The sequence below is a fragment of the Actinomadura sp. K4S16 genome, assembly GCF_008327685.1.
Lineage (GTDB): Bacteria > Actinomycetota > Actinomycetes > Streptosporangiales > Streptosporangiaceae > Spirillospora.
The window spans coordinates 1,222,979-1,242,532 of record NZ_BDDE01000010.1; the positions used below are offsets into that span (position 1 = coordinate 1,222,979).

Sequence of the window (19,554 nt, forward strand, 5' to 3'; positions counted from 1 at the left end):
CGGGACGCCACTCAGCGGACCTCGTTGACGTCGAGCAGGTCGACACGCACGTAGCGGCCTCCGGAGAGGGCGCTGATCACCGTGCGCAGGGCCTTGGCGGTGCGACCGCTACGGCCGATGACCTTCCCGAGGTCCTCGGGGTGCACGCGCACCTCGAGGACCCGGCCGCCCCTGATCCGGCGGGCGCGGACCCGGACGTCGTCCGGGTTCTCGACGATCCCGCGGACCAGGTGCTCGAGCGCTTCTTCGAGCACGTCAGCCCTCGCTCTTGGCTTCGTCGGTCTCGGTGGCCTTCGCCTCCGACTTCTTCGGCTCGGCCTTCTTCTTGCCACGGGTCGCGGTGCCGGCGGCCTCGTCGTCGCCCAGCGACTCCTTGACGGCGGCCTCGAACGCGGCCTTCCGGTCGGCCTTCGGCTCGGCGACCTTGAGGGTGCCCTCGGCACCCGGCTCGCCCTTGAACTTCTGCCAGTCGCCGGTGATCTTCAGCAGGTTGAGGACCGGCTCGGTCGGCTGCGCGCCCACGCCGAGCCAGTACTGCGCGCGCTCAGAGTCGATCTTGATGAGCGAGGGCTCCTGCTTGGGCTGGTAGAGCCCGATCTCCTCGATGGCCCGCCCGTCGCGCTTGGTGCGGGCGTCGGCGACGACGATCCGGTACTGCGGGTTCCGGATCTTCCCCAGACGCTTGAGCTTGATCTTGACTGCCACGGGTGTGGTGTACTCCAACTTCATCACGGGATGGACGGACCCGTGCCAGGTGGGGAACACCGGCTCACGGCCGTCCGATGGACTCCGGTCGCGCAGGACGAGAGAGGGCGCCTCGCGATTCCGGGTTTCCAGCCTGTCATTCTGCCAGACGTTCGCCGCGAAAGCGCAATCGCGCCGCCCGGGTGTCGCGTCGAGCGGCGCTCAAGCCATGCGGTCGGGGCGTGCGGGTCACTTCTTCTTGCGGCCCTGGAGTTTGTTCAGGTCGGGCATCTGGAAGCCGGGCGGGAGCTGGCCGCCGAGGCCCGGCGGGAGGGCGCCGCCGCCGAGGCCGGGCGGCAGGCCCTTCGGCATGCCGTCGGCCGCGGGCGCCTGCTCCTGCGGCCCCTTGCCGGCGGCGCGCTTGCGGGGGTCGCCGCTGCGCTGCTTGCCCTTCTTGTTCTTGGCCGCCTTCGCGGCCTTGGTCGCCTTGCGGCGGCCGCCGGGCATGCCGGGCAGGCCCATGCCGCCGGCCATCTGCCGCATCATCTTCTGCGCGTCGAAGAACCGGGTGACCAGGCTGCTGACCTCGCCGACGCCGACGCCGGAGCCCTTGGCGATGCGGGCCCGCCGCGAGCCGTTGATGATCTTCGGCTGGGCGCGCTCCTGCGGGGTCATCGAGCGGATGATCGCGGCGATGCGGTCGAGGTCGCGGTCGTCGATCTGGCTGATCTGGTCGCGGACCTGGCCCATGCCCGGCATCATCCCGAGCAGGTTCCCGATCGGGCCGAGCTTGCGGATCATCATCATCTGCTCGAGGAAGTCCTCGAGGGTGAAGTCCTCGCCCGAGGCGAACTTGGAGGACATCTTCTCGGCCTGCTCGGCGTCGAACGCCTGCTCAGCCTGCTCGATCAGGGTGAGGATGTCGCCCATGTCGAGGATCCGGCCCGCCATGCGGTCCGGGTGGAAGACGCTGAAGTCCTCGAGCTTCTCGCCCGTCGAGGCGAACATGATCGGGCGTCCGGTGATGTGCCGGACCGACAGCGCCGCGCCGCCGCGCGCGTCGCCGTCGAGCTTGGTGAGGACGACGCCGTCGAAGCCGACGCCGTCCATGAACGCCTGGGCGGTGTTGACCGCGTCCTGGCCGACCATGGCGTCGACGACGAACAGGATGTCGTCGGGGCGGACGGCGTCGCGGATGTCGATGGCCTGCTGCATCATCTCGGCGTCGATGCCGAGGCGGCCTGCGGTGTCGATGACGACGACGTCGTGCTGGGCGTGCCTGGCCTGGTCGATCGAGCGGCGCGCCACGTCGACCGGGTCGCCGACGCCGCTGCCCGGCTCGGGCGCGAACACCGGGACCCCGGCCCGCTCGCCGACGACCTGGAGCTGCTGGACGGCGTTCGGGCGCTGGAGGTCTGCGGCCACCAGCATCGGCGTGTGGCCCTCCTGCTTCAGCCAGCGGGCGAGCTTGCCGGCGAGGGTCGTCTTGCCGGCGCCCTGGAGGCCGGCGAGCATGATCACGGTCGGCGGGGTCTTGGCCAGCCGGAGCCGCCGGGTCTCGCCGCCGAGGATGGCGATGAGCTCCTCGTTGACGATCTTGACGACCTGCTGCGCCGGATTCAGCGCCTGCGAGACCTCCGAGCCGCGCGCCCGCTCCTTGATCTGGGCGATGAAGGCCTTGACCACGGGGAGCGCGACGTCGGCCTCAAGCAGCGCGATCCGGATCTCGCGCGCGGTCGCGTCGATGTCGGCCTCGGAGAGCCGGCCCTTGCTGCGCAGCGACGAGAAGACCGTCGTCAACCGGTCGGAGAGCGTCTCGAACACGTGTCTGGACCGTCCTTGGAAAGCTTCTGGGATCGCCTATCAGCGTATCGGGTCACCGGGTGAGCCCCGCCCCCTCCGATGATCCGGTCAGTGAAGGCTTTCGAGGACCCGGTCCCGGACGGCGTCCAGCGCGTCGGAGGCGTCCAGCGGACGGCCCTGGGCGTCCACCACGTAGAAGACGTCCACCGCCTCGGCGCCGAGCGTGTCCACCTGGGCGGCGCGGACCTGGAGGCCGCAGGACCCGAGCGCCTGCCCGACCCGCCACAGGAGGCCGGGGCGGTCGTGGGCCCGGACCTCGACGACGGTGGCGGTCCGCGACGCGTCGTCCACGATCGTGACGCGCGGCGGCGGCACCGTGACTCCGGGCCGGATCCGGACCGACCGCGCCCGCCGTTCGAGCCGCTCGGCCACGTCGAGGCGGCCGGCGAGCATCCGCCGCAGGTCCGCCTCCAGGCCGGCCGGATCCGGCGGCGTCCCGTACTCGGGGACGGCCGTGAAGTCCAGCACCGCCGTCTGGGCGGACGGGGCCGACGCTCCGGAGACGGACGGAGAGGAGACCACCCGCGCCGTCTTGACGGCCAGGCGGTGCAGGGCGAGGACGCCGGCGGCGCGCCAGAGCAGGCCCGGCCGGTCCGGGGCGGCGATGGTGATCCGGGAGCCCGTCACGCGGACGGCGGCGCCGTCGTGGCGCGCCAGGGCGGCGTGGTCGGCGGCGAGCGCGGGGGCCGGCGGGGGCGTGCCGCCGGAGAGCGCGGCGGCGGCGCGGCGGGCGAGTTCGGCGACGAGCCCGGCCTTCCAGGCGCCCCAGGCGGCGGGGCCGGTGGCGCCGCCGTCCGCGGCGGCGAGGGCGGCGAGGAGGTCGAGGACCTCGCGCTCGCGGCCGGGCGCCTCGGACACGGCGGCGATGACCGTCTGGACGGTCACCGGGTCGTCGATGTCGCGCCGGGTAGCGGTCTCGGGGAGCAGCAGGTGGTGCCGGACGACGGTCTCCAGGACCCGGACGTCCGCCTCCGGGAAGCCGAGGCGGGCGCCGATGTCCCGAGCGACGACGGCGCCCGACTTGGAGTGGTCGCCCGGCCAGCCCTTGCCGATGTCGTGCAGGAGGGCCCCGATCAGGAGCAGGTCGGGACGGGCCACCTCGCGGGTAAGGGCGGCGGCGCCCGCGGCGGTCTCGACGAGGTGGCGGTCGACGGTGAAGCGGTGGACGGGGTTGCGCTGCGGGCGGTTGCGGACGCGTTCCCAGTCGGGCAGCAGCCGGACGACCAGCCCGGCCTGGTCGAGGGCCTCCCAGACCGCGATGGCGGCGGGCCCGGCGCCGAGCAGGGAGACCAGCGCGTCGCGGGCCGCGGCGGGCCAGGGGACGCGCGGCAGGGCGGCGTGCTCGGCGAGCCGGGCCACCGTGGCCAGGCCGAGCGGCAGGCCCGTCTGGGCCGCGGCGGCGGCGACGCGCAGGACGAGGGCCGGGTCGCTCAGATCGGCGTTCCGCGCGAGGACGACCTCGCCCTCGTGCTCGACGGCGCCGTCCCCGACCGGCCTGCGCTCCACGCCGCGCCGTCCCGTCCCCTGCGGATCGCCGGGCGGCTGCCGGTGCTTGGCCCTGGTGAAGTTGTCGACGCGGCGCCACAGGTGGGACGCCCCGTAGGTGATCGTGCGGGCGGCCTCGGCGATCGAGCGCTGCAGGACGTCGGCGTCCAGGAGCCCGAGGGCGCGCGCCACGGCCGCCTGCTCCTGGAGGACGAGCCGGTCGGTGGAGCGCCCGGTGACCTCGTGGAGCGCGTGGCGGATGTCGAGGAGCAGGTCGTGGGCGGCGCGCACACGGGCGTCCGGGGCGGAGGCCACCCAGGACGCGGCGACCGCGTGCATGACGTGGACGTCCCGCAGCCCGCCGTGGGCCTCTTTCAGGTCGGGTTCGAGCAGGAACGCCAGCTCGCCCTGGGCCTCCCAGCGTTCGCGGCACATCGCCGACAGTTCGGCGAGCCGGACGGGGGCGTCGGCGCGCCAGTCGGTGAGGACGGCGGCGCGCAGCTCGTCGACCAGGGCGTGGTCCCCGGCGACGCGGCGGGCCGACAGCAGGCCGAGGGCGGCCTTCATGTCGCCGCGCGCCACGGTCCGGGCCTCGGCGACGGTGCGGACGGAGTGGTCGAGCCGCAGCCCGGAGTCCCACACGGGGTACCAGACGCGGTCGGCGATCGCCGCGACGCCGGCCAGGCCGCGATGCAGCAGGACGAGGTCGAGGTCGCCGCCGGGCGTCAGCTCCCGCCGCGCGTGGCTGCCCACCGCGACGAGCGCCACCCCCTCCGGCATCCCCCCGTTGCCGGTCAGGAAAGCGCCGCTCTGCGAACCGCCCGTCTGCGAGCTTCCACTCGGGGAGCCGCCTGCAGGGCCGGCGCTGGGCAGGTCGTCGCGTGAGGTCTTGTCGTGCGAGGCGCCGGCCTCCGCGTCACCTTGCTCAGCGCCATCGGGTGCGGCACCACCGCGCGGGGCGGCCGCTCGCGGCGAGGGGGCGGGAGCCGAGTGGGGCGGGGCGGTGGCCAGGAGGGACGCCAGCCAGCGGTCCAGGGCCGCGGCGCGGGAGGCGCGGGCGGCGGCCAGGGCGGCGCGGGCCGCCTCCCGGCTCGGGGCGCCGCCGGCCGGAGCGGGCACGGGGGCCCGGCCTCCGGCCGGCGGGTGGGCGAGGGTCACCGTGGCGGTCCCTAGAGGGCTTCCGGTCCGGTCTCGCCCGTGCGGACCCGGACGACGGTGTCGACCGGCACGGCCCACACCTTGCCGTCGCCGATCTTGTCGGTGCGGGCCGCCTTGACGATCACGTCGATGATGTCGTCGGCGTCCTCGGCCTCGACCAGGACCTCGACCCGCAGCTTGGGCACCAGGTCGACCTGGTACTCGGCGCCCCGGTAGACCTCCGTGTGGCCCTTCTGCCGCCCGTAGCCGCTGGCCTCGCTGACGGTCATCCCCTTGACCCCGAAGGCCTCCAGGGCCTTCTTGACCTCGTCCAGCTTGAACGGCTTGATGACCGCCGTGACGAGCTTCATCACTTCGCCTCCACCTTCTTCGCCGGGGCGGGCGGGGCGGGCGCCGCCGCGGTCGCCCCGGAACCGATGCCCGCGCGGATGGTGCCGAAGTCGTAGGCGGTCTCCGCGTGCGCCGTGCTGTCGATGCCGGCGGCCTCGTCGTCCTCGCTGATCCGGAAGCCCATCACCAGGTCGATCACCTTCGCGATCACGTAGGTGACGACGAAGGAGTAGGCGAGCGTCGCCAGGACGGCGACGGCCTGCTTGCCGAGCAGCGCGAGCCCGCCGCCGGCGAACAGCCCGTCGGCGCCGGCGTCGTTGACGGCGGTGGTCGCCAGGAGCCCGATCAGCAGGGCGCCGACGATGCCGCCGACCATGTGGACCCCGACGACGTCGAGCGAGTCGTCGTAGCCGAGCTTGTACTTCAGGCTGACCGCGAACGCGCACACGGCACCGGCGACCAGGCCGAGGACGAGGGCGCCGAGCGGGGTGACGAACGCGCAGGCCGGGGTGATCGCGACCAGTCCCGCCACCACGCCGGAGGCGATGCCGAGCGTGGTGGACGCGCCGTCGCGCAGCTTCTCGACGACGATCCAGGCGAACGCGGCGGCGCAGGTCGCGACGAGCGTGTTGATGAACGCGACGGCCGCGGTGGAGCCGGCCGACAGGGCGGACCCGGCGTTGAAGCCGAACCAGCCGAACCACAGCAGCCCGGCGCCGAGCAGGACGAACGGCAGGTTGTGCGGCCGCATCGGCTCCTTCGGCCAGCCCTTGCGCTTGCCGAGCACCAGCACCAGGGCGAGCGCCGCGACGCCGGCGTTGATGTGCACGACCGTCCCGCCCGCGAAGTCGAGCGCGCCGAGGTGGAACAGCCACCCGGACTTGCCGCCGTCCTGGCCGTCGGACCACCACACCCAGTGGGCGATCGGGAAGTACACCAGGGTCGCCCACACCAGGCTGAACACCACCCACGCCCCGAACTTGGCACGGTCCGCGACCGCGCCGCTGATCAGCGCGACGGTGATGATGGCGAACGTCGCCTGGAAGGCCACGAAGACCAGCTGCGGGATGCCCGTCCCGTCGTCGGCCGTCGCCGCGTTCTCCAGGCCGACCAGGCCCCAGTCGCCGAACCCGCCGATGAACGAGCTGAGCGGCCCGCCGTCGCCGAACGTCAGGGAGTAGCCGTAGACGACCCACGCCATGCCCACCACGGCGATGCTGACGAAGCTCATCATCATCATGTTGAGCACGCTCTTGGCCCGGCTCATCCCTCCGTAGAAGAAGGCCAGGCCCGGTGTCATCAGCAGGACGAGCGCGGTGCTCGTCAACATCCAGGCGGTACTACCGCTATCGATCTTCATCTCTGAGCGTGTCCCTCCTCGCCAGGAACCTCGAATGCTCAGAGACTCGGGCGCGGCCGTTTCGCCCGGTATGCCGCTAAGTTTCCGCGGTGTGAAAACCGTCCCGGACGTGTTTCACCGCTGTTTCCGAATCCTCACAGGCCTTTTTCAGCCGGTTCGGGAGCCGATTCCACCGGCCCGCGAGGCCGGAACCAACCGGTCCGCGAGGCCGGACCGGCCGGTCTCGCGGCACCGGATCAGTCGCCGAGGATCGCGTCCACGAACGCCTCGGGCTCGAACGGAGCGAGGTCGTCCGGCCCCTCCCCCAGCCCGACCAGCTTCACCGGGACGCCGAGCTCGCGCTGCACCTGGACGACGATGCCGCCCTTCGCGGTGCCGTCCAGCTTGGTGAGCACCACCCCGGTGATGTTGACGACCTCGGCGAAGACGCGGGCCTGCTGCATGCCGTTCTGGCCGGTCGTCGCGTCCAGGACGAGCAGGACCTCGTCGACCGTGGCCTGCTTCTCCACGACCCGCTTGACCTTGCCGAGCTCGTCCATCAGCCCGGTCTTGGTGTGCAGCCGGCCCGCCGTGTCGACGATCACCACGTTGACCTTGGTCTCGATGCCCTGCTTGACGGCGTCGAACGCGACGCTGGCGGGGTCGGCGCCCTCGTCCTTGCGGACGACCTGCGCGCCCACCCGCGTCGCCCACGTCTCCAACTGGTCGGCGGCGGCGGCGCGGAACGTGTCGGCGGCCCCCAGCAGCACCGTGTTGCCGTCGCCGACGAGGACGCGGCCGAGCTTGCCGCACGTGGTGGTCTTGCCGGTGCCGTTCACGCCGACGACCATCAGCACGGCGGGGCGGTCGCCGTGCGCCTCGGTGTGCAGGGAGCGGTCGATGTCCGGGCCGATCTGCTTGACCAGCTCCTCCTTGAGCAGCGCGCGGACCTCCTCAGGGCTGCGCGTGCCGAGGACCTGGACGCGCGTCCGCAGGTCGTCGGTGACCTGCCGGGCCACCGCCGTGCCCATGTCGGCGGTGATCAGGGTGTCCTCGATCTCCTCCCAGGCGTCCTCGTCGAGCGTCTCGCGCGACAGCAGGACGAGGAGGGTCTTGCCGAAGGCGTTCTGGGAGCGGGCGAGCCGCGCCCGCAGCCGCACGAGCCGGCCCGCGCCGGGCGGCGGCTTCTCGATCTCCACCGTGGGCCGCGGCGGCGGGACCTCCGTCGGCGGGGCCTTCTCGATCGTGGGGGCGCCGGCCTCCGCCACGTCGGCGGCGGTGGCGCCGCCGGTCCGTTCGGAGGGGCGCTCGACGGGCGGGCGCGGACGGGTCCGGCGCGGGCGCAGCAGCGTGACGCCGCCGATGATCAGCGCGAGCACGGCCAGCGCGACGATGACGATCACAAATTCCATAACGCCCCCAGTTTTCCAGACGAGCACTCCCGCGCGAACACGCTGCGCCGGGCCCGCCGATCATGCGGCGAGCCCGGCCGGGCGCGCAACCGCGCGAGACGCCGGGGTGCCCCGGTACCCGCACCGGGACGGTAGATCAGGCATTACCCCCAGGAAGGGATGCCCGTTCGGACGACTCCCACTCGTCCACGTTGCGGAGGAGGGCCTCCAGATAGGAGCGCAGGTGGGTGCGGTAGACGTCGCTGTAGGTGCGCAGGTAGGCGATCTCGCGTTCCATGGCGAGGCGCTCGTCGTCCGGGAGGGGCGCCGGGCTCGACGCGGGCGCGGGCGCGGCCTTCGACTCGGCCGCGCGGACGGCCGCGTCGGCCACGGCGGCGGCCTTGCGGTGGGCCTCCTCCAGCATCTGCTCCGCGCGGCCCTTGGCGTCGGACAGGATCGCCTCCCGGTGCAGCCTCGCCTCGTGCGCCAGTTCCCTGGTGTAGCGCTCGGCGTCCGCCACGTACAGGTCGGCGGTCTGCTGAGCCTGCGACAGGATGCGGACGGCCTGGAAGTGGGCGTCCTCGGGCGCCATCACGCCGCGGGAGCCAGAAGAGGCCTGGGCGCGCAGCCGGTTCACCTCCTCGGCGAGCGCGGCCTTGTCGTTGAAGATCTGGACGAGTTCGCGCTCCACGTACTGCAGGAAGTTGCGGACCTGCTCCTCGTCGTACCCGCGGCGCCCGAGGGCGGCCCGGGCGAACACCACCGAGTGGAGCTCGCCCGGGGTCAGCCGCGAGCCCTCGGAGACGACCGGAAGGTTCGGGGAGTTCAAGGCGCTCACCTCTGTGCGTCGGCGAAGGTTTCGAGGCGGATGCGGTCACGGGGGACGCCGAGCCGCGTCAGCTGCTCGACGGTGTGCCCGACCATGACCGACGGCCCGCACACGTAGGCGTCGTGGCCGTCCCACGGGCCGCGCCTGGCGACCACGTCGGACAGGTTGCCGTGCTCGACCCCGTCGTCCCCCGACTGGAGCAGCGAGGAGAACCCGTGCCCGCCCGGCTCGTCCGAGACGGCCGGGACGACGGTGAGCCAGGGGAACCCGCCCGCCAGCTTGGTCAGGTCCTCGAGGTCGTAGAGGCCGTCGCGGCTGCGGGCGCCGAAGAACAGGTGCACGCGCGGCGGGACGGTCCGGCGGGAGATCTGCTCCAGGATCGCCTTGAGCGGCGCGAGGCCGGTGCTGCCCGCGACGAGCAGGACGTCCCGCGGGGAGCTCTCGTCCAGCGTGAGCGTGCCGATGGGGGCGCCCATGCGGACGCGGTCGCCGGTCTGGGTGCCGCGCACCAGCACGGGGCTCACCGGTCCCCCGTCCACCAGCCGGACGTGGAAGTCGACGGTGTGGTCGGGACGAGGCGCGTTCGCCATCGAGTAGTACCGCCAGTGCCGCAGCCGGGACGGCACCTCCAGCGCGACGGACTGGCCCGGCACGTACGGCAGGGGCCGGTCGGGCTGGACGCGCAGGACGCTGATGTCGAAGCGGCGCCGCTCGACGGCGACGACCTGGCCGTTCCACCAGGCGGGCGTGCTGAGGGCGTTCTCGTCGGCGGCCTCAAGCATGACCTTGGCGACGAGGGTGTAGGCGGCGTTCCAGTCGCTTTCGAGGTCGTCGTTCCAGGCCGGCCCGGAGTAGTGCCGCAGCGTGGTCAGGAGGCTGGCCCCGACATGCGGGTAGTGCTCGGCCACGATGCCGAACCGGCGGTGGTCCCGGCCGAGCTGCTGGAGGAACGGGACGAGGTCGGCCAGGTCGTCCACCTGGGAGACGATGTGCCCGAGGGCGCGCAGCAGCTTGTCGCGCTGGCCGCTCATCCCGATCGGGAACATGTCGCGCAGGTGGGGGTTGCGCACGAAGAGGTCGGAGTAGAAGAACAGCGCGACCGCGTCGCCCTGCTCGGCGACGTGCGCGAAGCTGTCCTTGAGTCGCTGGGCGTCCACGGATCAGGCGACGGGTTCCGCCGCGGCCTCCGTCATGACCTTGGCGACGACGCCGTAGGCGGCCGTCCAGTCGCTCTCGAGCTCGGGGCTCCACTGCGGGCCGCTGAAGTAGGCGAGGGTGGCGAGCAGGCTGGCGCCGACGGGGGCGTAGTGCTCGGCGAGGACGCCGAAGCCGTGGTGGCGGCGTCCGAGGTCGGTGAGGAAGGGGACGAGCGCGTCGGGGTCGTCCACCGTCGAGACGATCTGGGACAGCGCCGCCAGCAGCACCTCGTGCTGCTTGGCCATCGCGGCGGGGAACATCGGCCTGAGCTGGGGATCCCGCGCGAAAAGGTCGGCGTAGAAATATTCGGCGACGTCCAGGCCGTTCGCGGCCACCAGGGCGAAATTGTCTTTGAGTTTCCGCGGATCCACGGGCAGCACCTCTCCGGCGGTTCTCGGTACGGACGAGGGGAGTCCGATGTGGGAGCCGGAGAACCGCAGGTGCATATGGGTAGTGGATTGGCCGGGGGCACACAAGTCCGCCAGCGTCGCCGGATCATCACGGTCGGTGCACGTCGATCCCGCCGATTACGCGTCACCGGCGCGGATGCGAAGTCGCCAATCGGCTATAGGTCGGGGGAAGAAGCCCGGGATCGGATCCGGCACTCCGCCCGAAATGTGAGCGCTGGGCGATGTCACGTTCCATGGGAGAATGTGACGCGCATCACGGTGAATGGCGTTCGGTCCCGCGCCGGGCAGCGGGACCTCGGGGGCGCCGGGTGCCGCGTGCCCCTGTTCCCGCGGCATCCGGCGCGCCCCTCCAGCCGCCGGCGGACGGTTTCCGGCGGTTTCGGCGAGGGTTCGGCAGGTCGCCTGGACCGGCCGGCCGCCCCTGAAGCGGCGGATGTTCAGCGTCGCGGACGATGCTCGGCCGCCATCGATCTCACGCTTTCTCGCGCGAAATTGATTCGCCGGACCGCCCCGCTTTCCTTCGACTCGATCCGGGGTCGCAAGGCCGCTTTCTTCCGCCCGCACGACCCGAGGAATTCGACCGAAAAAATGGCGGTCGCGCCTTGGAAAGCAGTCCGGACGGGTGTCCAGATTCCCTGACCGGACGACGCCGTGTCCACTGGCCGATCTCCGGTCAAGGCATTAATCTTCGGCTGGCCGTCTGATCTGTCGGAACGGCGGCGCTCTGACGATGAGCCGACACCCACACCCGAGGAAGGCACCCGATGACCCACCGGTTCACCGCCCGCACCGGCGGCGCGCTCACCGCCGCGGCGCTCGCGGCGGCGTTCTTCACGGCGGGCTGCGGCGGCGAGAACGGCGACGGCGAGGTCGGCGGCGGCGGGGACGGCGGCGCGGTGTCCCGGCCGCCGTCCCCGTCGCCCTCGGAGACCGCGCAGGAGTCCGACCCGAGCGCCCGGGAGGGGATCGAGGGCGCGCGGGCCGCGCTCCAGGCGTTCCTGCGCGGCCAGGCCGCCGGTGACGACGCGGTGTGCCGCTACGTGGCGCAGGGCGGCGACTTCCTCCGCGGTCCCGCGCTCCGCGGCGACTGCCCGGCCGGCGTGCGCAGCACGCCGCACTGGCTCCGGCCGCGGGAGCGGGAGGCGCTCCGCACCGTGATCGTGAAGGGCGGGCGGCTGTCGGGCGGCAGGGCGGTCATCCCCTTCTCCGCCCTGCACTGGACGAGCGGCTCCATGACGGAGAGGACCCTTCAAGGCGAGTTCACCCTGCGCCGCAACGGAGAGGTCTGGCAGATCGTCGAATGACATCGGGCGCCGCACTGGTCAAGGCCGGCAAAAGCATGATCTCCTTCGGACGGCGCACCGGAGGAAGAGCCACCGGAAATGCGCCGTCATTCATGGAATCCGTTCGCCGGAAACGCTATTCGATCTTCAGCGGGCACCCCTAGGGCCCTAGGGCCCAACCGGAGGCGGCCGGGGACCCCAACCACGAACGTGCAGCTCAGCCAGGGGGAGGGAGCCCGAGCCAGGTCACGATGGCCGTCGCCCGGTTCGGCGCGCCGAGCTTCGCATAAATGCGGTTGATGTAGTTCTTGACGGTCTTCTCGGTGACGAATAGCGTGGCCGCGATCTCCTGGTTCGGGTGCCCGCGCACGATCAGATTCATGACCTGGGCCTCGCGGGAGGAAAGGCCGAAACGCGCACGCTGCTCGGCCGGATCGGCCGCGCGCGCCGCGGGGGTGTCGGCCCGCACGGCGTCGATGAGCGCGGCGCCGGCCGCGTGCGAGAGGGGGTGGGCCCGGTGCCGGACGGTGTCCCGGATCGCCGCGGCGAGCTCGTCCACGGTGAAGGTGTTGTGCACGAGGTAGCCGACGGCGCCGTTGCGGACGGCCGACAGAACGACCTCGGGCTCCTCCACCTGGGTCAGCATGATCACGCGGCTGATCCGGCTCAGCGCGGCGGCGGCGCTCACCCCGTCCGAGCGCGGCATCCGGACGTCGAGCAGGACCACGTCGGGCACCAGCCGCCGGGCCAGCTCCTCGGCCTCGTGGCCGTCGCCCGCCTCGCCCACCACCTCGATGTCGCCGGCGGCCTCCAGCGCGGAGGTGAGTCCGGCGCGGATGAAGGGGTTGTCGTCCACGACCATGACGCGGTAGCGGCCGGGCTCGCCCTCGACGGGCTCGTCCATCAGCCACCCCCGAGCGCGGCCCGCGCGGGCTCGGGGTCCGGGTCCGCCGCCGGCATCGACGCCGTGATCTCGGTGCCGCCGCCCGGGATCGAGCGCACCGCCAGCCGGCCGCCCGCCCGCGCGGCCCGCTCGTGCATGCCGACGAGGCCGTAATGGCCGCCGCCGGAGAGTACGTCCAGCCGGCCGGGGTCGTCCGGCCGTTCGGGCATGCCCTTGCCGTCGTCCCGCACGCGCACCTCCAGGTCGCCGCCGACGACCGCGGCGACGATGGCGACGCTGGACGCGTGCGCGTGCCGCCGCACGTTCTCCAGCGCCTCTCTCACGATCGTGACCATCTCGCGCCGCCGCGGCGCCGGGAGGTCCGCGCCCGCTTCGGCGTCCACTCGCACCGGGACGCCGGTGCGGTCCTCCCACTCCCCCGCCAGCCTCCGCAGGGCGTCGCCCAGCGAGACGCCGGCCGGGTCGTCGCGCAGCCCGGCGATGAGCGAGCGCGCCTCGCGGATGGCGACCCGGGCCGCGTCGGCGATCCGCCGCGCCTCGGCCTCGGCGCGGTCGGGGGACCTGCGGACCCAGGCGGGCAGGCTGTTCGCCGACATGGCGATGCCGGAGAGCGTCCCGGCCAGCGAGTCGTGCATGTCGCGGGCCAGCCGGGTCCGCTCCTCGGCGGCCATCGCCTGCGCCTCCGCCCGCCAGCGCGCCTCCTCGGCGGCGGCGTGCTCGTCGAACAGGCGGCGCAGCACCGCCCCGGCGAGCGCGGCGACCCCGTAGAAGACGGGCAGCATGACCAGCAGCGGCATGGTGGCGCCGCCGTCCTCCTCGGACGGCGCGTTGCGGTAGAGCGCCGTGTAGTACAGGACGGCCTGCTGGGCGCACAGCAGCGCGGTGACCGGCCACCGGTACAGCAGGCCGGCGAGACCCGCGGTCACCACGGTCACGAGGAAGTAGGGGCCGAAGATCCCGCCCACCTGCAGCACGGCGTAGCCGGCGAGCACGTCGAAGGCCAGCAGGGCGGGCTGCGCGAGCAGCCGCGGCACGACCTTCTCCCAGCCCGCCAGCACCGCGCCGGAGGCGACGGCCGCGAGGACGAGCACGCCGAGCGCCCAGGGGTCGCCGCGCACCTGCCCGTCCACCACCACGGTCACGCCGATGACGAGGACGCGCAGCTGCGTCAGAAGGACGAACGTGGCACCGATCCTGCTCTCCACAGAACGCCGCAAATCAGGTGGAACCGGTACACCGGAGCGCGGCATCGCGGCGGCCCCTCCCGTTGACGAGCGCCGAACTCTGGACGAGCGCCGAGCTCATGACCGGCGCTGAACTCATGACGCCATGGATCTGGTCAAAGACCACATAGGGAACATTAGTCATTCCGGCGGAGAAGATCGCTACGATGCCCCCGAGAACAAGCGTTCCCGTTCGCGGGAGGACACCGGTGCCGGCTCCGAGCGCGGTTCCGCGGCCGGAGGAGGCCCGCGGCCCCGCCGATTTCCTCGACCTGATGCGCCGTCTGCGGCAATGGTCCGGCCTGCCCCTTTCCGAGCTCGAGGACCGCATGCGCGCGGACGGCGCGGTCATCCCGTCCGGGATCGAGGGGTTCCTCCAGGGCGGCACGCCGCCGAGCCGGGACCTGACGGCCTCCTTCGTGACCGCATGCGGCCTTCCGCCGGACGAGCGCGAGCGCTGGCTGCTGGCCTATGACCGCCTCTGCGGCCCCTCCGCCGTCGTGGGGAACGAGAAGTGGTTCGCCGAGCTGCCCCCGATGAACTTGGACCTGGCGGCCGCAGCGGTGCCCGCCGCGCCCACACCGGCTCCCGGCAACGGCTCCGAGCACCGCGCGGCGCCGCCGCCGCGTCCGTGGAACCGCAGGTCGGCTCCACGCGCGTCCGGCGGCCGGCGCCGGGTGTCGCTGCTCGTGGCGGCGCCCGCCATCATCACGATCGCCGTGGTGGCCTCGACGCTGCCAGGGGTGTTCGGCGGCGGGGCGGAGCCGCACCGGCCGCGGACCGCCCCGGGGACGTCCGGCGAGACCGCGCCGCCCCCGGGCGGAAGGGCCGCGCCGCCCCCGCCCGGCTGGTACACGGTCATGCCGCTGGCCTACGGCGACCGGACCGGCAACTGCCTGTCGATCCTGCCGGACGACCGGATGAAGCCGCGGCTGGCGCAGGACAGGTGCGTGGCGGAGGACCCGCTCCAGCGGATCCGGCTCGCCGCCGTCCCCGCCTCCGCCGGGACGTTCCAGCTGAGGGCGTACACGGCGGAAGGCCAACTGCGGTGCGCGACGCTCGACACCCCCGCCGAGCGCTCCCCGCTGCCCTTGGAGAAGTGCGGGGACGATCCGCGGCAGCGGTTCGGGCTGGCGCCGGTGGATGGGCCGGTGAAGGGCGGGCCGCTGTTCCGCATCGTCCCGCAGGCGACACGCGGCGACGGCATGTGCGTGGGCATCGGCGTCCGGGAGGTCGGGGCGCTGGAAGCGATCCACACCGCGTGCGCCCGGTCCGGCGTGCGCGGCTACCTCTTCTCGCCCGCCGCGGCGCCGTAGCCCGCCCGGCGCGCGGTCAGTCGAGGTCGCGCAGGCGCTGGCTGACGACCTGCGTGACGCCGTCGCCGCGCATGCTGACGCCGTAGAGCGCGTCGGCGCCCTCCATGGTGCGCTTCTGGTGCGTGATGACGATCAGCTGGGACGACTCGCGCAGCTCCTCGAACACCGTGATGAGCCGCTGGGTGTTGGTGTCGTCGAGCGCGGCCTCGACCTCGTCCAGCACGTAGAAGGGGGACGGGCGGGCCTTGAACACGGCGACGAGGAACGCGATGGCCACCAGGGACCGCTCGCCGCCCGACAGCAGCGACAGCCGCTTGACCTTCTTGCCGGGCGGGCGGGCCGAGACCTCGACGCCGGTGGTGAGCATGTCGCCCGGCTCGGTCAGTGAGAGGCTGCCCTCGCCGCCGGGGAACAGCCGCGCGAAGATCCGCTCGAACTCGCGGGCGGTGTCGTCGTAGGCGGCGGCGAACACCTGCTGGACGCGGTCGTCGACCTCCTTGACGAGGCCGAGCAGCTCGCGCTGGGTCTTCTTGAGGTCCTCCAGCTGGGAGGTGAGGAACGCGTGCCGCTCCTCCAGGGCGGCGAACTCCTCCAGGGCGAGCGGATTGACCTTGCCGAGCTGGTTGAGCTGCCGCTCGGCGGTCTTGGCGCGCTTCTCCTGGACGGCGCGCTCGTACGGGAGGGGCGGCGCGTCCTCGCCCTTCTCCGGGTCGGCCGGGACGAGCTGGTCGGGCCCGTACTCCGACACCAGCGCCTCGACCTCCAGGCCGAACTCCTCCAGGGCCCGCTGCTCGTACTGCTCCAGCCGCAGCCGCTGCTCGGCGCGGGCGACCTCGTTGCCGTGCACGACGTTGACGAGGCGTTCGAGGGTGGAGGACAGCTCGCGCACCTGCCCGCGGACGACCTTCAGCTCGGCCTCGCGCGCCGCCTTGGCCTGCTCCGCGGCCTCGCGGCGGCGCACCGCGGCGGCGAGGGAGTGCTCGATGCGCTCCAGCGCCGCCCGCGCGCCCCGCAGGACGGCCTTGGCGACCCTGGCCTGCTCCTCCCGGCGGGCGCGGCGCTGGGCAGCACGGGCGCGCTCCTCGCGCTCGCGGCGCGCGCCGCGTTCGAGCGCGTCGGCGCGCCCGGCGATGGCCTGGACGCGCTCCTCGGCGGTTCGGACCGAGAGCCGCGCCTCCATCTCCACGCTGCGCAGCTCCTGGCAGCGGGCGTTCAGCTCGTCGCGGGCCTCGGTGTCGTGCCCGGCCTCGTCGGCGACCTCGGCGGCCTCCTCCGCCTCGGCGAGCCGCACCGCGAGCTCCTCGGCCGCCTCGGTGTCGCGTTCGAGGGACTCCCCGGCCGCGTCGAGGGCCTTGGTCAGCCGCTCGGCCTCACCCCGCGCGGCCCGGACGTCGGCCTCCAGGCGCGCGGCGCGCTTGGCCTCCTGCGCGGCCTGCGCGTCGTACTCCCGCAGCCGCGCGCGGACGCGGTCGAGCGCGGCCTGCGCGTGGTCGACGCCCGACCGGGCCTCCCCGGCGGCGGCTTCGGCCGCCTCGACCGCGGTCTGGGCGGCGTGCTCGTGCTCCACCGCCGCGGCGAGGCCGTCGGCGGCGACGGCGGCGGCCGTCTCGGCCGCGGCGAGATCCTCGGTGGCCTGGTCGAGCGTCGCGCGCATCTGCAGGAGGCTCTGCCCGCCGCCCGCGGCGCCGCCCTGCGCCCAATGCGCCCCGACGAGCTCCCCGTCCCGGGTGACGGCCCGCAGCGACGCCTCCCTGCGCACGAGCGCGGCCGCGGCAGGGACGTCGTCGACCACGACCACGTCCCGCAGCAGGTGCTCGAACGCGGGCCGCACGGCGTCCGGGACGGTGACCGCGTCGACCGCGTAGTCGACGCCGGCGACCCGCTCGGCCCGCGCCGGCGCCCCGCCGCCGACGACCAGCCCGGCGCGTCCGGCGTCGCGGGAGCGCAGCAGTGCGAGGGCGGCCTCGGCGGTGTCCAGCGATCCGACGGCGATGGCCTCGGCGGCGTTGCCGAGCGCGGCGGCGATGGCGGTCTCGTATCCGGACCGGACGTTCAGCAGCGACGCGACCGTGCCGAGCACACCGTCGAGCGAGCCGTCGGAGCCCGCCGCCAGCAGCGCCTCCCCGCCGTCGGCGGCGCTGGCGAGCGTCAGGTTCAGGGCCTCGATGCGCGCCTGGAGGGCCGCGACCTTCTTCTGCGCCGCCTGGTCGGCGGTGCGGGCCGCACCCGCGGCCGTCCGGGCCTCCTTCAGCGCACGGCGCGGGCCGTCCACGGCGGCGCGGGCGGACTCGGCGGCCTCCTTGGCCGCGGCGAGCGCCTCCTGGGCGGTCTCGTGCTCGGCGGCGAGCGCCGGGTCCTCGACGACCTCGGCCTCGAACGCCTCGAACTCGGCCTGCGCGGACTCGGCGCGCTGCTCGGCCTCCTCCCGCGCCTGCGCGAGCCGCCCGATCTCCGACCGCCCGGCCTGCGCCTTGCTGCGCAGCGCCTCCACCCGGCCGCGCAGCCGGGCCAGCTCCTCGCGGCGGTCGGCGGCGGCGCGGGCGGCGGACTGCAGGCGGCGCTCCTCGGCGGCGAGGGCCTCCTCGGCCGCCGACCGCTCGTCCACGGCATGGGACAGCCCGTCGCGCGCCTCGTCCAGCGCGGCGCGGAGCATCTCCTCCTGCTCGCGGATCTCGGCGGCCTCGCGCTCCATGTCCTCGGGGTCGCGCCCGCGCCGCTCCTCCTCGCGCGCCTCGGCGGCGTTGCGGTGCCGCTCGGCGGCGAGGTCGGCGACGCCGCGCAGCCGCTCCTTCAGCGCCGACAGCTGGAACCAGGTGTCCTGGACCTGCGCGAGCTTGGGCGCCTGCTCCGCCTCCTCGGCCTCCAGGACGCCCTCGCGCTCCTGCGCCTCGGCCAGCGCCCGCTCGGTCTCGGTGCGCCGCTCCCGGATCGCGGCCTCGTCGGCGGCCTCCTGCTCCAGCCTCGTCCGCAGGGTGACCAGGTCGTCGGCGAGCAGCCGCAGCCGGGCGTCCCGCAGGTCGGCCTGGATCACCGCGGCCCGGCGCGCGATCTCGGCCTGCTTGCCGAGCGGCTTCAGCTGCCGCCGCAGCTCACCCGTCAGGTCTTGCACGCGCGTGAGGTTGCCCTGCATCGCGTCGAGCTTGCGGAGGGCCTTCTCCTTGCGCTTGCGGTGCTTGAGGACGCCCGCCGCCTCCTCGATCACCGCGCGGCGCCCCTCCGGCCCCGAGTGCAGGACGCGGTCGAGCTGCCCCTGCCCGATGATCACGTGCATTTCGCGGCCGATGCCGGAGTCCGACAGCAGCTCCTGGATGTCCAGCAGCCGGCACGAGTCGCCGTTGATCGCGTACTCGCTCGACCCCGACCGGAACATCAGCCGGCTGATCGTGACCTCGGTGTAGTCGATCGGCAGCGCGCCGTCGGAGTTGTCGATCGTCAGCACGACCTCGGCGCGCCCCAGCGGCGCCCGGTTGGCCGTCCCGGCGAAGATGACGTCCTCCATCTTGCCGCCGCGCAGCGACTTGGCGCCCTGCTCCCCCATCACCCACGCCAGCGCGTCCACGACATTGGACTTGCCGGACCCGTTGGGCCCCACGACGGCGGTGATCCCCGGCTCGAACTTGAGCGTGGTGGAGGACGCGAAGGACTTGAAGCCGCGCAGCGTCAGAGTCTTGAGATACACGCGCTAGCCGTCCCCCTCCAGTGCCCACACCGAGAACATCCGTCGAACAATACCGGGAGCACCACCCACGAGCACGGCACTCGCCCACCAGCCCAAGGCGGCGCCCCACAACGGTGACCGGGAGACCGGAGAAAGGAGAACAGGGCGATCAGAACAACACCGCCCGAGAGACGGACACCCGATCACCCACCGAGCCGCACACCTTGACGGGCCCCGGCCACCACAACGACCGCCACCCCACGCGACTGCTCGGGCCCCGCGCTCGCGTCCGGAGGCAAGTTCAAGCAATGCGAAAACCTGGTCGCGCACGACCAGAGCGGTGCAGGCGCCCGCCCGTAGACCACGGCGCCCCGAGGGCCGAAGGGCCGAGGACGAGTCTCCGACCGCACCGACCTCAGCCCGCACCGCAACCACGCGACGACCTCAATGGTCGCGATCGCGTCCGAAGGCAGGTTCAAGCGAA

15 protein-coding genes are annotated in these 19,554 nt (G+C 73.5%); 2 read left to right on the forward strand and 13 right to left on the reverse strand.

The window, feature by feature from the left end; all coding sequences use genetic code 11:
- Window positions 1-11 precede the first annotated feature (11 nt).
- The 10 genes from K4S16_RS06465 to K4S16_RS06510 all read right to left on the reverse strand — a co-directional run bounded on the left by K4S16_RS06465 (window position 12) and on the right by K4S16_RS06510 (window position 10,647).
- Window positions 12-254, reverse strand: a complete 243-nt coding sequence (locus tag K4S16_RS06465; protein WP_021598307.1) for an RNA-binding protein — start codon at window positions 252-254, stop codon at window positions 12-14.
- Window position 255: 1 nt separating this feature from the next.
- Entirely contained in the window at window positions 256-705 is a 450-nt protein-coding gene (gene rpsP, locus K4S16_RS06470) for a 30S ribosomal protein S16 (protein ID WP_141577564.1), read from the reverse strand.
- Window positions 706-933: 228 nt separating this feature from the next.
- On the reverse strand, window positions 934-2,508 hold the full coding sequence (gene ffh / locus K4S16_RS06475; protein WP_149257801.1) for a signal recognition particle protein: 1,575 nt from the start codon (window positions 2,506-2,508) through the stop codon (window positions 934-936).
- Between the two features lie 87 nt (window positions 2,509-2,595).
- Window positions 2,596-5,190: a [protein-PII] uridylyltransferase gene (locus K4S16_RS06480; protein ID WP_235036607.1), complete on the reverse strand. Its 2,595-nt coding sequence runs from the start codon at window positions 5,188-5,190 to the stop codon at window positions 2,596-2,598.
- 11 nt (window positions 5,191-5,201) lie between these two features.
- Window positions 5,202-5,540, reverse strand: coding sequence for a P-II family nitrogen regulator (locus tag K4S16_RS06485; protein ID WP_149257802.1), 339 nt, complete (start codon window positions 5,538-5,540; stop codon window positions 5,202-5,204).
- Complete coding sequence (locus K4S16_RS06490) at window positions 5,540-6,880, reverse strand: ammonium transporter (protein WP_149257803.1); 1,341 nt, start codon at window positions 6,878-6,880, stop codon at window positions 5,540-5,542. Before K4S16_RS06490 ends, K4S16_RS06485 begins: the two co-directional genes overlap by 1 nt.
- A 236-nt stretch (window positions 6,881-7,116) precedes the next feature.
- Window positions 7,117-8,271, reverse strand: a complete 1,155-nt coding sequence (gene ftsY, locus K4S16_RS06495) for a signal recognition particle-docking protein FtsY (RefSeq protein ID WP_149257804.1) — start codon at window positions 8,269-8,271, stop codon at window positions 7,117-7,119.
- A 136-nt stretch (window positions 8,272-8,407) separates the two neighbouring features.
- Complete coding sequence (locus K4S16_RS06500) at window positions 8,408-9,079, reverse strand: DivIVA domain-containing protein (RefSeq protein WP_160160856.1); 672 nt, start codon at window positions 9,077-9,079, stop codon at window positions 8,408-8,410.
- A gap of 5 nt (window positions 9,080-9,084) precedes the next feature.
- Window positions 9,085-10,236 (reverse strand): globin domain-containing protein, encoded by a 1,152-nt coding sequence (locus tag K4S16_RS06505; RefSeq protein ID WP_149257806.1) that lies wholly within the window; start codon window positions 10,234-10,236, stop codon window positions 9,085-9,087.
- 3 nt (window positions 10,237-10,239) lie between these two features.
- Complete coding sequence (locus K4S16_RS06510) at window positions 10,240-10,647, reverse strand: globin domain-containing protein (protein WP_160160857.1); 408 nt, start codon at window positions 10,645-10,647, stop codon at window positions 10,240-10,242.
- 803 nt (window positions 10,648-11,450) lie between these two features.
- Between K4S16_RS06510 and K4S16_RS06515 the strand changes: the two genes are divergently transcribed.
- The gene (locus K4S16_RS06515; protein ID WP_149257808.1) at window positions 11,451-11,990 is read left to right on the forward strand and encodes a hypothetical protein; all 540 of its coding nucleotides are present in this window, start codon (window positions 11,451-11,453) and stop codon (window positions 11,988-11,990) included.
- A 196-nt stretch (window positions 11,991-12,186) separates the two neighbouring features.
- Here K4S16_RS06515 and K4S16_RS06520 read toward each other — a convergent pair whose 3' ends face one another.
- Window positions 12,187-12,873 carry a response regulator transcription factor gene (locus tag K4S16_RS06520; protein ID WP_149257809.1) on the reverse strand — a complete coding sequence of 229 codons (687 nt, stop codon included), beginning with the start codon at window positions 12,871-12,873 and terminating at the stop codon, window positions 12,187-12,189.
- The gene (locus K4S16_RS06525; RefSeq protein ID WP_149257810.1) at window positions 12,873-14,078 is read right to left on the reverse strand and encodes a sensor histidine kinase; all 1,206 of its coding nucleotides are present in this window, start codon (window positions 14,076-14,078) and stop codon (window positions 12,873-12,875) included. Before K4S16_RS06525 ends, K4S16_RS06520 begins: the two co-directional genes overlap by 1 nt.
- A 227-nt stretch (window positions 14,079-14,305) precedes the next feature.
- Between K4S16_RS06525 and K4S16_RS06530 the strand changes: the two genes are divergently transcribed.
- Entirely contained in the window at window positions 14,306-15,412 is a 1,107-nt protein-coding gene (locus K4S16_RS06530; RefSeq protein WP_149257811.1) for a helix-turn-helix domain-containing protein, read from the forward strand.
- Window positions 15,413-15,428: 16 nt separating this feature from the next.
- On the opposite strand, the gene smc is transcribed toward K4S16_RS06530, so the two are convergent.
- On the reverse strand, window positions 15,429-19,091 hold the full coding sequence (smc, locus tag K4S16_RS06535; RefSeq protein ID WP_149257812.1) for a chromosome segregation protein SMC: 3,663 nt from the start codon (window positions 19,089-19,091) through the stop codon (window positions 15,429-15,431).
- Between the last annotated feature and the right edge of the window lie 463 nt (window positions 19,092-19,554).